This is a genomic window from Sphingobium sp. RC1, assembly GCF_059738765.1.
On the sequence record NZ_AP027309.1, the window covers coordinates 90219 to 104919 of the forward strand.

Below are 14701 nucleotides of genomic sequence, written 5' to 3' on the forward strand. Positions count from 1 at the left end.
ATCGATCCTCCGTTGCCGGGACTGCACTAGCGCCATGCGCCCTGCCCCGCCCGCTGGACTGCGTCCGTAATGGTGCGAGTGAGGGGCAGCGGGAGCCTTCTTTGCGTGTACGCAAAAGCGGGATCAGGGTAGGCCGACCCGGCGCCATCGACGATCACGGTCGATGTCATGGTGCGGGCAAGACCCAGAAGATAGGCGACGCGCGACTGGTTACGTTCCGATGCATGGGCCGGGTGCAGGAAAGGGCGGTCCAGCTTCACCATGTCGGGGGACAGCGCCATCAGCTGCCCTACCGACGCGCGGCCCGACCCGAAGCGCGATACCGATATCCGGACGCCCAACGCACGGAGCGTCCTGACAAAGGCCAGCGCGTCGCGAAACAGGATGATGTCGCTATGGTCGCTAATCTCGATCACCAGCCGCCGCGCGACCTGTGGCGCTTGCCTTAGCCGGTCGAGCAGTTCGCCCCAGCCCGCCCCTTCGCCATGCAGGTTGAGGGACAGGCTTTGCGGCGACAGCGCGACGGACAGGCAGGCGGCCGGATCGCCTTCCAGTTCGCGCAGCACGTCGCGCACCAGCAATCGGTCGATCAGATGGGCCAGGCCAAGCCGCTCCAGCGCGGCGTAGCTTGTGGCGCAGTCGGTCTGCTCGCCGGTCTGGCCCGCGCGCCGCAGCATTGCTTCATTATATAGGGTGGCGTCTGCATTCTCGACCCGCGACACGGGGCGCCACCGGATGAAGGCCGTGCCGTCGTGCACCTGATGCAAAAGGGCGGCCGCCTGCGCCATGTCCTGTCGGTACAGAGCTGTGGCATCGCCGGGTCGGATGGCAATGGCCCCCTGATGAATGCTGGAGGCCGCGAGCCGGGCGCGCGCCTCCCCTTCCCCGGCGGTGGCATGGCCCGCTGACACGGACAGCAATATATCGCGGCCTTCGTACCGGAGCGGTTCGCTGTCGAGCGCTTCGCAGAGCTTTTCGACCAACCTTTCCACAGGCTGGGATCGCATGAGCGGATAGCGCGCGGTCAGGGTGATCCGGCCTCCCTCCACGCCGCGAAGGTTGATACGGCCCAGATGTCGCCGCGCCGCATGGGTCAGATGATCGACCGCGCCATCGGCGGCACCGGCACCATAAGCCGCTTCGATCGCATCAAAATTATTGAGATTTATGACCAGCAGATGCTCGGCCTGATGAGGCTTCGTCAAAGGCACATCCTTTCAGTGAACCCAGCGCACAAGGAAAAGGACGGGAAGGTTCGAGGAGGCGGCGGCCACCGCCTCCTCTCCCCTCCGCGGGAAGGCTTAGCGACCCAACAAGCCTCCCAACAGGCCGGTAACCGGCGCGATCGGGCTTTGTTCGCCCGTCGATGGAGCCGAAACGCCACCGAGCAATCCGGTAACTGGCGCCAGCAGCGATTCCCCGCCGCCGCCACCGCCTGCGGGCAGTGCCGGGGCCAGCCCGTTGACGGCGTCGAGTACGGGGGAGACGACGCTGTCGACGGTGGATGTCACCGTGGCAACGACGGGCGCGGCGCCGGTCACGACCTGATTGACCGCAGCGCCCGCTTGCGCCCCCAGCACGCCGCCGACGAGGTTGCCGACCGGCGCGAGCCCGGCCTCCACACCCGCCGTGGTCGTGGGCACCGTCACATCGACGATCGTCCCCTGCGTCAGCACATCGGCGGTCAGCAGCTGCCCCTGCGCGGGGGCCGTGGTGGACGGCAACAGGTTGACCCCGGCCAGCGTGCCGCTGGTGGAGGGACCCGTTACCGCCTCACCACCGACATTGGCGCCGATCAGCGGAGCGCCAAGCAGCGCGCCCGGCGCTTCGCCGCCGCCACCAAGCGCACCTGTCAGGCCGCCCGCGACGGTTTCGACCAGCCCCGTAACGGGAGCAAGCGCGCCATCGCTGCCGACAAGCGGAGCCGTGATGGGTGCGAGCGCGCCGTTCAGCGTGTCGAGCAGTGGCGCCGTCACCTGGGTGGCGGCGGAGGTCACCGTTGCCACTACGGGGGCGAGGCCATCGGTCAGTTGCGTGACGGTGTTGCCCGCCTGATCGCCCAGCAAAGTCCCGGCGAGCGAACCCACCGGCGCCAGTCCCTGCTGCACGCCCGCGACCGTGGTCGGCAGGGTGGCCTGCACGACGGTGCCATCGCCGTTCAGCAGATCGACCGTGGCAACGGTTCCGGTCGCGCTCCCGGCGTTGGAGAGGGCATTGAGGCCGACCAACGATCCGGGACCTGTCGGACCCGTGATCGCCTCGCCACCCAGATTGACCCCGATCAGCGAGCCGCTGGTCGGGCCAGTCGGACCACTGGGGCCGCTGGGTCCGCTGGGTCCAGACGGACCGGTCGGGCCAGTGGGACCACCGGGTCCAGTAGGGCCTCCGGGACCTGTCGGGCCGTTCGGTCCTGTTGGGCCGCCGGGGCCTGTCGGACCACCTGGACCGGTAGGACCGCCGGGGCCGGTGGGGCCGCCCGGACCCGTTGGGCCACCGGGGCCGCTGGGACCGCCCGAACCATCTGGGCCGCTCGGGCCGGATGGACCACTCGGCCCACTTGGACCACCAGGACCTGTCGGGCCGCTGGGACCGGTTGGCCCCGATGGCCCGGAAGGCGTGTTCCCGCCTGCCGTGCGGACACTGAAACCAACGCCATCGGAGCAGGCGCCGAGTAGGAAAAGCGGAATCGCCGTGGCGCAAAGCAGCAGACGCCGCCCTGACCGCGCTGGCCCAACCAAAGACATGCTACAACCTCCCTGTTCAATGCGAACATCATCGCAAGGCCACAAGGCTAAGCACGGCATTCCCTTACGGCTTCTTCTAAAATCACCGATTTGGTGAGATTGGGGTTTCGATTGGTGGGAGATGCGGAAGGCCATAAGGAAGGCGGGGGATCAGATACGCAAATGGCGCGCAAGCGCTGTTGGGGGTTGGAAAACCGCCGGTCAGGTCCGGGAAATGGCGTTCGGCCTGCTTGCAACCGTGCAAAATGGCGTGGTCGGGATGATTCCGTTCTTTATCCATTATGGCTCGATCTTTGTTCAATGCAGTCGGTGCAGTGGGAAGAGGGAACGGATTAGGCGAGCGGGTTTTCCGTCACCCCGGGCTCGACCCGGGGTCCCGCTGCCTAAGCAATGTCAGAAAAGAAGCGGGACCCCGGATCAAGTCCGGGGTGACGATCACTCAAACATGATCATGCACTAACGCCAGCGTGGTCCTTCGATCCAGGTCACCAAGCTCCGCCGTACCCCCGCCGTCACCGGCAGCACCCGATGTTGCAGGAAGGACGGAAAGATCAGCAGGCTTCCCCGCGCCGCGAATGTCGCGCCGGGTTGCGCGACGCAGAAGAATTCGAACGTGCCGCCTTCATACTCCTCGGGCTCCGACAGTTGCACCACGACCGACAGCTTGCGGTCGAAGGGGCGTCCTGATTCCAGCCACACATCCTGATGCCAGTCATATTTGCCCTGCTGGGTGGCGTGATATTCGGTGAACTGCACTTCATAGGGCGCGACGATGTCTACGCCGAAGTTGGTCCGGTTGGAGGCGCCGACAAATTGCATCACCCGATCGACGATGTCCTTTTCACGCAATGGATCGAACCAGCGGATGATCGAAGACCGATACGCCTGATCGTCGCGGCTGCTGTCAGCAAAGCCGACCGTCGCGGACTGGTCGGCATAAAAATCCGCCCGCTTGACGATCGCGTCGCATTCGGCAGCCGTCAGGGCCGACGGCCACACTTCCCACACATTATTCATGATCTCAGCCTTCCTTTGCGTACACGCAAAACGGGGTCAGAAGGCGCGCCCGATCCCGAAGAAGAAGCGCGCCCGGCGCGAATCTGCGCTGGCGGCGCGCTTGATCGGCACCGCCAGCTCCGCGCTCGCCCGCCATTTGCTGCCGATGCCGATGCGCACGCCGCCACCAACCGATGCGAGCGAGAAATCCTCGGCAGGCAGGCGGTAATAAGGACGGGCCATCGCGTGCGCGACCGCGCCATCGGCATAGGTGAAGAGCGTCGCCTTTTGCAAAACCCCCGCGCGCGCAGGCGTCCAGCTGAGTTCAGCGCCGCCCGCGACGGCCTGTTCGGCGGTCCTGATCCCCACCGGGAACGCCATGCCAGCCCCGCTGCCGCCTAGTGAAAAGCGCTCTGTCACGGGCAGCCTGTCGCGGGAATATTGCGCCTTCGCATTCAGTTTCAGGGCGACGCGCTTCGACAGGGTGCGCACGGCCACCGCCTGCACATTGACCTTGGTGAAAATCTTCTCCGAAAAGCCGGTAAAGGCCCGCGCGCCCAATAGGCCCACGCCCCGACTGACGACCGCCGACAGCGCCTGCCCCTGCTGCTGATCGGAATGCGACCAGGATGCACCCAGCCGCACCGCCCGCGATTTATAGTCGCCAAACCGGACATCGAGGAAGTAATTGCTGCTGTCGATCCCGTCGATCGAGGCGTTGACGGTCAGGTTGGTCTTGTTGGACCGGACCAGCGCGTGGCTGATCGCCACTCCCGCCAGCGTCGCTTCCCCTTCGATCGGCCGGTCGCGTACGCGGCTTTTCATATAGGCGATGTTGGCGGACAGCGTCGTGCCGTTGCTGCCGATCGGGGTCGAATGGCTCAGGGAATAATATTGATAGCGCTCCGGATAAAAGGGCAGATAGCCCGCGATCCGGCTACTGTCGCCTTCGCGCAACAGCCCATTGGCCGTGACGGACAATTGCGCCTGAACGCCGTCGATCACGTTGCTGACGGCGCTATTATCGATCAGGATTCCGATCTGCACCTGCTCCCGTTTGACGATCAGGTCCAGGATCAGATCGCCTTCGCCGCCGCCCTGACGCACCCGCGCCTCGACGCTTTGGCCCGGTATGTCGCGCAGCAGGCCCAGCGCGCGTTGCAGCGTCGCCTTGCGCAGCGGAGTATCGCGCTTCAGCCGCCGCATCTGCGCTTCGATCAGGCGGATCGGCATGCTGGGGGAAACGCCCGCCAGCCGATATTCCTTCACCCGTCCTTCGACCAGCCGCACGATCAACTGACCGCCTGCTGGCACCTGCGCCGGGATGGATACGGCATAAAAGGCGATGTCGCTGCGGGCGTAGGCATCGCTTACCGCCTTCGCGACCGCCTGCAATGCCTCACGCGTCAGTGGGCGTCCGATCAACGGAGCCACCGCCTTGTCCAGCAGCGGCGCAGGCAGCGAGCTTCCCATATAATGCACCCGCGCCAGCCGGACGCTCTCGGCCGAATTGCCCACCGATCCAACGGCCGGAGCGGGCGTAGCGACGGTCACGGAAGGGGCAGGCGCAAGGCCCGGTGCAACCCGATCGGCCCTGTCCCGGTCGATCACCGGCGCAGACGCACCCTCTCCCGGCCCGGCGATCTGCGCCGCTGCGGGAGCGGTCATTGTGACGAGCGCCACCGCCGCCACAACCGCCTTCAGCCCGTTGATTGCCCTGTCGAAACCCATTTGCCCCATGCCGCCCCGCGCCATGGAAAATGGCGCCTGCCAGCATCAGGGCCTAGAGCAATGTCTTTGCGATTTGCCCCGGAAGTGGAACCGATTTGGTGCATTTCCGTCCATTGTTCAGCGGGACAAGCGGCGATTGTCACCAGATTGGTGGGATCGTCCAAGAGGTGGAGCGGGATAATCAACTTCCGTCATCCCGGCGGAAGCAGGGATGACGTGATATGAAGGGATCAGATTCCGGGCACGCCCAACAGTCGCGCCTCGTCCTTCAGCCTCGCGGCCTGCCCCGGATTGGCCTTGCGCGCTGCCTCATACACCGCCTGCGCCTTGGCCGTTTCGCCGAGCGTCATGCGGCTGCGCATGAGCATGATCCAGCCATCGACATTGCCGGGATTGGCCTTGAGCTTGGCCTCCAGCCCTGACACCATGCCCTCTATCATCGCGTCCTGCTGACCCTTGGAAAGTTGCGACGCCGACTGCATCTGCTCCCGGCTAGGACCGGGGATTGCCGCTGTTGCTACCGAGCCGATCGGCGGATGTGGCGCGGTGGGTTTTACTGCGGCCAGCCTTTCCTGCACATCGATGCCGTTGATCTTGCCAACCTGTTCGATCGTGCGGCGCAAGTCCGCTTCCCATGGCGCGCCGGGGGGCGTGTCGGCGAGCAGGGCCAGCCAGTCGCGGATCGCGCCCTCATGATCCTTGGCCAGGTCCTTGCGCACTGCCTGAAAATAGCGCGCGCGTGGCTCCTTGGGGTCGAGCTGTACCGCCTTGTCGAAAGCGTCTGCCGCTTCCCGGGGCATCGGGTCATGCTCGCTTGCCATCACCAGCGCTTCGCCGAGCGATGACCAGAAGGTCGCATTGTTCGGTGCCAGCTTCACCGCACGGCGGTAAGCCCGCGCCGCGTCGGCGTGGCGGGCACTTTCGAAATAGGCCCAGCCGAGCATCTGCCAGCCTTCCGCATCGTTGGGATTGGCGCCGACACGCTCCTGCAAACCACGGATGACGCTTTCCGGATCGGTGGCCTGCTGGCCCGCCGCCGCGAAGGGGGCCGACGCGGATGCCGTCTCCGCCTTTTCCGGCCGGTCGCGCCAGACATTATAGCCGACCGACACAATCGCCAGCCCGGCTGCCCCGATGAGAGCCATGCGCCCCACGCTCAGCTTCGTCACTTGCACCATCCCCGATAATCTCAACTGCTCTCTAGCGTGACGCAGCGGAATTGATAGAGTGCCCAAAGACTTGATCCGCGCACCATAAACCGGCAGGGGCATCGCCGGGGCTGCGGGTGATCTCGCAAGAGGGGGGCAATAAGTGACTGAGCGCGTGCGTATCGCGATCGTCGGGTCGGGACCGGCGGGGATGAGCGCGGCCGCGCGCGCGGCGCAGCTGGGCATATCGCACCTTCTGATCGAAAAGACGGACCATCTGTCCGACACGATCTTCAAATATCAGAAGGGCAAGCATGTGATGGCGACGCCCAGCCAGCTCGTGCTCCGATCCGATTGCGATTTCGATGCGGGCAAGCGCGAGGCGATCCTTGGCCGCTGGAACGAGCAGGCCGACGGGTTGGGCCTGAACGTCGCTTATAATGCAGAGGTGAAGGCGATCACCGGGACGGGCGATCCCATTGCCGGGTCGGTCCAGAAGATCGTGGAGCGCAAGCGGGACGGCTCCAGCGAGACGAAGGAGATCCAGCGGCTCGCTCCGCCCTATCGGCTGACGCTGACCGACGGGCGGGAAATTATTGCCGACGCGGTGATCATGGCGATCGGGACGCAGGGCAATCCCAACCTGATGCGCGTTCCGGGCGCGGATTTACCCCATGTCCAGTATCAGCTGGACGACCCGGCCGATTATAATGACGAACATATCTTCGTCGTCGGTACAGGCGACGCGGGCATTGAGAATGTCATGGGCCTTGCCGCTGACGAAGCGCAGGGGAATGTCGTCACCATCCTTAACCGGGGAACGGAGTTCGCCAGCGCGAAGCCCGCCAACGTCAAGGCGCTGATGGCTGCGGCGGAGGCCGGGCGCCTGTCGATCATGACGGAATCGACCACGGCGAAGATCGAGCCGGGCTTCATCACGCTCGACAGCCGCGATGGCGAGGTGAAGGTGCCATGCGACCGCATCATCGCCCGCATGGGGTCGGCACCGCCGCGCGCCTTCGTCGAAAGCTGCGGCGTCGAATTTGCCAGCAATGATCGGCTGGCCTTCCCGAAGCTGTCGCCGGTGTTTGAAAGCACTGCGCCCGGCATCTTCGTGATCGGCGCGCTGGCGGGCTATCCGCTGATCAAGCACTGCATGAACCAGGGCTATGACGTTGCCGAATATATCAACGGCAATCGCGATCTGAAGCCTGCGGACGAACCGATACTCGCCGCCAAATTCGCCGCGCTGCCGGGGCAGAAGGGCGTCGCGGAATGGCTGGAATATCTACGGACCAATGTGTCGATCCTGGAGGGGCTGTCCCCCCTTCAGATGCGCGAGTTCATGCTGGACAGCGAGGTTCGCGCCTATCGCGCGGGCGAGGTGATCTTCGAGAAGCATGATCCCGGCTCCTCGCTGTTCGGCATCGCGGGGGGACAGGCGCTGGTGGAGGTCGCTTCCGGCACCAATGTGCCCATCGACGCGGGCAGCATCTTCGGTGAAGTCGGTCTGATTTCCGGCCGCCGCCGTGGTTCGACGGTGCGCGCGGGGACGGATTCGATCATGGTGGAGGTGTCGCGGACGGCGGCGCTCAAGCTCATGTCCTCCAACCCGCCCGCCAAGCGCGCGATCACGCGCATCTCGACCGAACGGCAATTGCTCCAGATGTTTGGCGCGGGGCTGACGCCCGCCGACCTTAGCGAAGTGCTCGACAGCGCCGAGATCAAGACCGTCAAGGCGGGCGAAGCGATCCTGACTGAAGGCGACCTGGGCAACGACATCTATGTGATCCGCGTCGGATCGATGATCGTGGAGAAAAAGATCGGCGGCAGACAAGTCTTCCTCTCCTATCTTCCCGCCGGGTCCTATGTCGGCGAAATGGCGCTGATCGCGGGCGGGCCGCGTACCGCCACGGTCAAGGCCACCGTGAAATCCGAAGTCATCAAGCTGAACGGCGACGCCTTCGCCCGGCTGATGGCGGCCAAGCCCGCCTTGCTGGAGCGCGCGCGCCGCGACATGGCGGCGCGGCAGGACGTCAACGCCTTCATCGAAAGCCGCAAGGATAGCTTTTCCACCGTCGTCGATATGTATAGCGAGACGGCGAAATTCCTGGTCGATAACGGCATCGGCGAGGCGACCGACGTGCTGCTGATCGACGAGCATCTTTGCGTCGGCTGCGACAATTGCGAAAAGGCCTGCGCGGATAGCCATGAGGGCTTGTCACGCCTCGACCGGGAGGCCGGGCGTACCTATGCGCATCTGCATGTGCCGACGAGCTGCCGCCATTGCGAGCATCCGCACTGCATGGCCGACTGCCCGCCCAACGCCATCCATCGCGGCCCGGACGGCGAAGTCTTCATTGATGAGACCTGCATCGGATGCGGCAATTGCCAGCGCAACTGCCCCTATGGCGTGATCCGCATGGACAGCGTGCCGCCCAAGAAGCCGGGCCTGCTAAGCTGGATGTTTTTCGGCGCTGGGCCGGGGCCGGGCGAGCCGTCCAAGAAATGGCGCTACAAACATGCCGAACCGGGGGTCGAGAAGCCCAAGAAGGCGATCAAGTGCGACATGTGCTCGGGCATTGACGGCGGCCCGGCTTGCGTGCGCGCCTGCCCGACGGGTGCCGCCATTCGCGTGTCGCCGGAGGATTTCCTGACCGTCGCCCGCCTTGATGGGCAGGCGAATTGAGCATGGCTGAGGCTTGTCCCTTTTTGATCGAGACATGGCGTGCTCCTGCGAAGGCAGGAGCCCAGTTCGAACCTCGCTGCTGGGCTCCTGCCTTCGCAGGAGCACTGGATCATTTCATGCTCCAAATCAAAGCGGCCACCCTCTGATGGCCACCCGAGCATCCCCCGCCCGCCCTCGCCGCGTCAAAGGCGAAACCCTCCATGACGGCTTCCTGCGCCACGCGAACTTCCGCTGGCTGAAGATCGCTTGCGTTCTCTGTCTGCTCGCCATCGCCAGCTATCTGCTCGTGGACGTCACGCCGCATCATAATGGCGGTAGCTGGTACGGCTACACGCTGGGCACCATCGGCGTCGGCCTCATTCTCTGGCTCACCCTGCTGGGCCTGCGCAAGCGCGCCATGACGCGCGGCCGCTGGTCGCTGAAGGCGTGGACGAGCGCCCATGTCTATCTGGGTTTGAGCCTGATCGTCATCGGCACGCTGCACACCGGCTTCCAGCTTGGGTGGAACGTTCATACGCTCGCCTATGTGCTGATGATGCTGGTGATCCTTTCCGGTCTGTTCGGCATCATCGTCTATGCGACGCTCCCCACCGCGCTCAGCAACAACCGGGCGGAAATGACGCAGGTGCAGATGCTGGAAGCGATCCGCGCCATCGACCGTCAATTGCATGACGCGGCGCAGCCCCTGCCCCACGAACAGGCCGGCCTTGTCCGCCAGTCGCTTAATGACGATCCCTTCGGCGGCAGCCTGATCGCGCGCCTGTCGGGCCGTTACCCGCGCTGCGCCACCGCCGCCGCGCAGGCGGCGCTGCGCTATTGGACCGGCGACCATCCGGATACGGGCAAGGAACCTTTGGAAAAGGTCGACGCCCTGCTCGAACGCAAGCAGGCGATGCTCGCCCGCCTCCGCCGCCACCTGCGTTTAAAGGCGCTGCTGGAGATCTGGCTCTACGTCCATGTGCCCGCCACCTTCGCCCTGCTGGCCGCGCTGACCGCGCATATCGTCAGCGTCTTTTTCTACTGGTGAGCGTCATGAGCTTCACAGTCCGCCAGATCAGCCTAACCGCAGACGGGCGCGAGATCGTCCGCAGCGCGACGGTCGCAAAGCCGCAGCTTGTCCTCGGTCGTGCGTCAAGCAGCGACATTCACCTTCCCGACCTCGCGCTCGAACCCGACCACGCGCGGATCGAGCAGGTCGACGCGCGCACTATCCGCGTGCGCGCCACCGGCACGCTGGGCTTCGATATCGAAGGCCGCACCACCCGTTCGGCCGACATCGACACCGCCAAGGGCGCGGAACTGCGCTTCGGCGGCCACCGCATCACGGTTTCGCGCGAGGACGACGCGACCATCCTGTCCATCCGCCGGGTCGACGCCGTGTCGCAAGCGTCGGAGGAAAAGGAGGAGGCCCGCGTCTTCTCCTTGGCGCGCCTGCTGCCGGGCAAGCGCCTCACCGCGTGGGGGCTGGCGCTCGCTATCCTCATCGGCTTCCTCGCTGTTCCCATCTACAGCTACGCCACCCGTCCGGCCGACGACATGCGCAACATCTACAGCGTGAAGGGCGATGGCGCATGGTCATCCGGCCCGTTGAGCCAGGCGCACCACGCGCTCGAAGGCAAGTGCGAGACCTGTCACCAAAAGGCGTTCGTGTCCGTCCGCGATACCGCCTGCCAGACATGCCACAAATCCGTCCACGATCACGCCCCCGCCGCGCGCATCGCCATGGCGCGCGCGGAGCCGGGCATCGGCGGCAAGTTCCTGAACCTCGTCGCCACGACCTTTGGCAAGCCACCCGAAGGTGCCTGCGTCGATTGCCACCGCGAACATGAAGGCGCAGGGCCGATGCAGCCCGCGCCCCAAGCCTTCTGCACCGACTGCCACGGCAGCCTGAAGGATCGGCTGAAGGACAGCAAGCTCGCCAACGCCAGCGATTTTGGCACGGATCATCCGCAATTCACCGCGCTCGTCCAATATAATCCCGGCAAGCACCCCAGCTTCACCCGCGCCAGCCTCGACGCGAAGCCGATGGACGACAGCGGCCTGAAATTCCCGCACGACGTTCATCTGTCGAAGACTGGCGGCGTCGCCCGTATGGCCCGCACGCTGGGCGCGCAATCGGGCTATGGCGACGCCCTCGCCTGCAAGGATTGCCACCGGCCGACCGCCGACGGCGTGCGCTTTCTGCCCGTCGATATGGAGCGTGATTGCCAGTCCTGCCACAGCCTCGCCTTCGAGACGATCGGCGGCACCGTCCGCACCCTGCGCCACGGCCAGCCCGATCAGGTGATCGCGGACCTTCGCGCCTATTATCGCTCCACCGCGCCCGCCGCGCCGCTATCGCTCGGCGGCATGGCAAGGCGCCGCCCCGGCGACTATGCGCAGGGCCGCGTCTATCACGCCTATTTCGGCGCGGCGGCCGCTCGACCCTCCCGCGCCGACGACGCCATCCGCGCGGTCTTTTCCAAGGGCGGCGCCTGCTATGACTGCCACATCGTCACGGGGGGCGGGACAAGCTGGCAAGTCACCCCCGTCAACCAGCCCATGCGCTACATGATGAAGGGCTGGTTCGATCATAAGGCGCACGCGACCGAGAGTTGCGAAAGCTGCCACGCCGCGCCCAAAAGCCATGACGCGCGCCAATTGCTGCTGCCCGGCATCGACAGCTGCCGCACCTGCCATGGCGGTGAGAAGGCGAAGGCCGATGTGCCGTCCGGCTGCGCCATGTGCCACAGCTATCATGTCGGCGACGGCGCGCCATGGACGCCCGCCGATCGCGCCGTCAGACGGGATCAGGCGGACAGGCTGCGACGGGTAAGGGGGAGCTAAAGACCATGCTGATCGCCCAGATCACCGACATTCATCTCGGCTTCGACCCCGGCAATCCGGCCGAGCTTAACCGCCAGCGGCTCGATCAGGTCCTGCGCGCTCTGATCGACGGCCCCAACCGCCCGGACCTGCTGCTCGCGACCGGCGATCTGACCGAACGGGGCGACACCGAAAGCTACCGCGCCCTTGCGGATGCCTTTGCGCAATGCCCCTTCCCGGTCTGGCCCGCCATGGGCAATCATGACGACCGCGCCAATTTCGCGCAGCATTTCCCCCACATCCCGCGGCAGGACGGCTTCGTCCACTACGCCATCCCGCTGGAAAACCGCCGCATCCTGATCCTCGACACGCTGGAGCCGGGCCGCCACGGCGGCGCCTTCTGCGAAGCCCGCGCGGAGTGGCTGACCGCCCGCCTCGACGAGGATGCCGAAACGCCTACCCTCATCGTCCTGCATCATCCCCCGGTCGAAGCCGGGATTGAATGGATGAACACGCACCCGGACGAACCGTGGGTCCAGCGTTTCGCCGCCGCAATCGCAAACCGCCCCAACATCGCTGCGCTCCTCTGCGGCCACCTCCACCGCACCATCACCGCGCCGTGGCAGGGCACCACCGTCGCCATCTGCTCTTCAACAGCCCCGCAGCTCGCCCTCGACCTGCGTCCGATGGACCCGGACGCCCCGGACAACCGGCCGATGATCATCGCCGACGCGCCTGCCTATGCGCTCCACCGCTGGACGGAGCATGGCCTTGTCACCCATTTCGAGACGGTGGACGATCATGTCGCGCTGGCCAAGTTCGACACCGGCATGCAGCCGCTGGTCCGCATGCTGATGGATGAGCGGCCGGGTTGACGGCTCCGTTGGGTGGGGAGCGGAATGGCGGCTTGCGGGAAGCATGGGCCGATAACGGTCACTCCCGCATTCAGCATTCACAGATAATCGGCAAAGTCACGCGGCTGACTCCTACATCCGGTCACCATAGGACGGCCTGCGACGCTATTTGTCCTGGCTCACAGCCAGCTTGGCGAAGAAATCCTCCAGCATCATGCGAGTATCCAAATCGCGGTAAATCCGTATCCGCCGCCCCTCTTGGCGCGGCTGTGGATGACCTTTCTGATCCAGCATCGGCGCAGCTTCATCTTTGAAGGGACTGGAACTCGTATTCTCGTAGATGGGCTGCTTGCCCAGCCGCGTCGGGGGCCAGTCGGTGAGTGCGGTCAGCAGCACCAACGGATTGTCGCCGAGCGTATAGGTTTCGCCAGTATTGATCCGAAAGCCCGCCAGCCTAGCTTCCGCGTCCAGCAACTTATCGTAAAGCCAACGACCCACCTTCCCGGCAGGTGCGACACGCGCTTGCAACTCTGTGGTGGATACAAGACAGGCCCCATAAGCCTCAGCCGGCACCTGCCACAGGGGAACGGTTGACTGGTTGAAGACGAACTGCGCCGCGAGCGGATCAATGCCGAAATTATACTCACGCGAGATCGTTTCGGACGAGATCGTGCCGCCGATCCACACCAGCGTCATTCTGTCGGCGATCGCCGGTTCGATGAGCAACGCGCTCGCCACCTCGGTAAGGCCGCCGCCGACCGCCACATAAAGCGGCAGTTCAGTATCGGTGCGCATCGCCTCGTCGATGATCGCCTGCGTGCCCGCCGATGTCATCGGCTGATTGGCGGCTTTCAGCTTGCCCTGCGCCCCGGCAAAAACAGGGACCTTGCCCGCTCGACCCGTCAAGCGCACCATTTCCTCGCCCAACAGCACTGACATCGCCGTCGTCTCACGCGGGGTGCCTGTGGTGGTGCCGATGATGCCGCGCAGATCGATCGAAGGGGAAAGCAGGGCATGGATGGTAGCGAACAAGCCATCCACATCACCGCTAAGGTCGTTGACGAACAGCACCCGTTTGCGAGGGCCGAAGGCGGGCGCGAAAGGTGAGCGCCCATTTTGCGCACGTGGCGCAGCGAGGCTCCGTCCAGCAACAGCGAAGACTCCAACGCCTGCTGCAAGCGTCATCATCAATTCACGCCGCTGCCATGTCATGGCTATCTTCCCCTTACTTTGTCGTTGCACGATGAGCTTACCACAGAGATCGCCAACCACCGTTTCAACCCTGGCGGCTATGTTGAACACATCAAGTCGTCCTGCCACAATAATGCGACGGTATCGTTCGATTTTCAAGCGTTATTGTGCCGGGAGGGAGTTGCAAGTGCGAAAGCGCATAGGCGGATATTCGTCCTCCAGCGTTTAGTCCGCGCTCCACCACAATCAGCTGTTCTCGTGAGCGCCCGCTTTCCGGGACAGAAGAAGGCGTCACCAACGTCATATGATGGTCGAAACTGGTCGTTAGCAAACGCTCAGCCTGTCATCTCCTGCGAAAGCAAAACATTAAAACAACCCTCGCCCTACTCCATCGTCCCCATCGCATTTCGCTCCCGAAACATGATAGGTTGCGCGCTGCCATCGTCGGCACCACGATCGGCGGCAGCAGGAGAGCAGCGAATGGCTCGGAACGACGATGATCTGTCAGTGCTCGATGTGCTCATCGTCACCGCGCTGATCGGC

10 protein-coding genes are annotated in these 14701 nt (G+C 64.7%); 4 read left to right on the plus strand and 6 right to left on the minus strand.

The genetic code is table 11. The features are described 5' to 3' along the window. Positions 1-26: 26 nt before the first annotated feature. From AC6JBC_RS16745 to AC6JBC_RS16765, 5 genes are all read right to left on the minus strand, one after another. Complete coding sequence (locus tag AC6JBC_RS16745; RefSeq protein WP_498026596.1) at positions 27-1205, minus strand: EAL domain-containing protein; 1179 nt, start codon at positions 1203-1205, stop codon at positions 27-29. Between the two features lie 96 nt (positions 1206-1301). Then, positions 1302-2744 (minus strand): hypothetical protein, encoded by a 1443-nt coding sequence (locus AC6JBC_RS16750; protein ID WP_498026597.1) that lies wholly within the window; start codon positions 2742-2744, stop codon positions 1302-1304. 456 nt (positions 2745-3200) lie between these two features. After that, positions 3201-3761 (minus strand): 2OG-Fe(II) oxygenase, encoded by a 561-nt coding sequence (locus AC6JBC_RS16755; RefSeq protein ID WP_498026598.1) that lies wholly within the window; start codon positions 3759-3761, stop codon positions 3201-3203. Between the two features lie 36 nt (positions 3762-3797). Further along, the gene (locus AC6JBC_RS16760; RefSeq protein ID WP_498026599.1) at positions 3798-5495 is read right to left on the minus strand and encodes a ShlB/FhaC/HecB family hemolysin secretion/activation protein; all 1698 of its coding nucleotides are present in this window, start codon (positions 5493-5495) and stop codon (positions 3798-3800) included. A gap of 206 nt (positions 5496-5701) precedes the next feature. After that, positions 5702-6649 (minus strand): tetratricopeptide repeat protein, encoded by a 948-nt coding sequence (locus AC6JBC_RS16765; protein WP_498026600.1) that lies wholly within the window; start codon positions 6647-6649, stop codon positions 5702-5704. Positions 6650-6794: 145 nt separating this feature from the next. On the opposite strand from AC6JBC_RS16765, the gene AC6JBC_RS16770 reads away from it, so the two are divergent. The 4 genes from AC6JBC_RS16770 to AC6JBC_RS16785 all read left to right on the plus strand — a co-directional run bounded on the left by AC6JBC_RS16770 (position 6795) and on the right by AC6JBC_RS16785 (position 12988). Then, on the plus strand, positions 6795-9308 hold the full coding sequence (locus AC6JBC_RS16770) for a cyclic nucleotide-binding domain-containing protein (RefSeq protein WP_498026843.1): 2514 nt from the start codon (positions 6795-6797) through the stop codon (positions 9306-9308). A 145-nt stretch (positions 9309-9453) separates the two neighbouring features. Beyond that, positions 9454-10335 (plus strand): hypothetical protein, encoded by an 882-nt coding sequence (locus tag AC6JBC_RS16775; protein ID WP_498026601.1) that lies wholly within the window; start codon positions 9454-9456, stop codon positions 10333-10335. A 5-nt stretch (positions 10336-10340) separates the two neighbouring features. Continuing rightward, complete coding sequence (locus AC6JBC_RS16780) at positions 10341-12134, plus strand: cytochrome c3 family protein (RefSeq protein ID WP_498026602.1); 1794 nt, start codon at positions 10341-10343, stop codon at positions 12132-12134. Between the two features lie 5 nt (positions 12135-12139). Then, positions 12140-12988 carry a metallophosphoesterase gene (locus tag AC6JBC_RS16785; RefSeq protein WP_498026603.1) on the plus strand — a complete coding sequence of 283 codons (849 nt, stop codon included), beginning with the start codon at positions 12140-12142 and terminating at the stop codon, positions 12986-12988. 144 nt (positions 12989-13132) lie between these two features. On the opposite strand, the gene AC6JBC_RS16790 is transcribed toward AC6JBC_RS16785, so the two are convergent. After that, the gene (locus AC6JBC_RS16790; RefSeq protein ID WP_498026604.1) at positions 13133-14179 is read right to left on the minus strand and encodes a nucleoside hydrolase; all 1047 of its coding nucleotides are present in this window, start codon (positions 14177-14179) and stop codon (positions 13133-13135) included. Between the last annotated feature and the right edge of the window lie 522 nt (positions 14180-14701).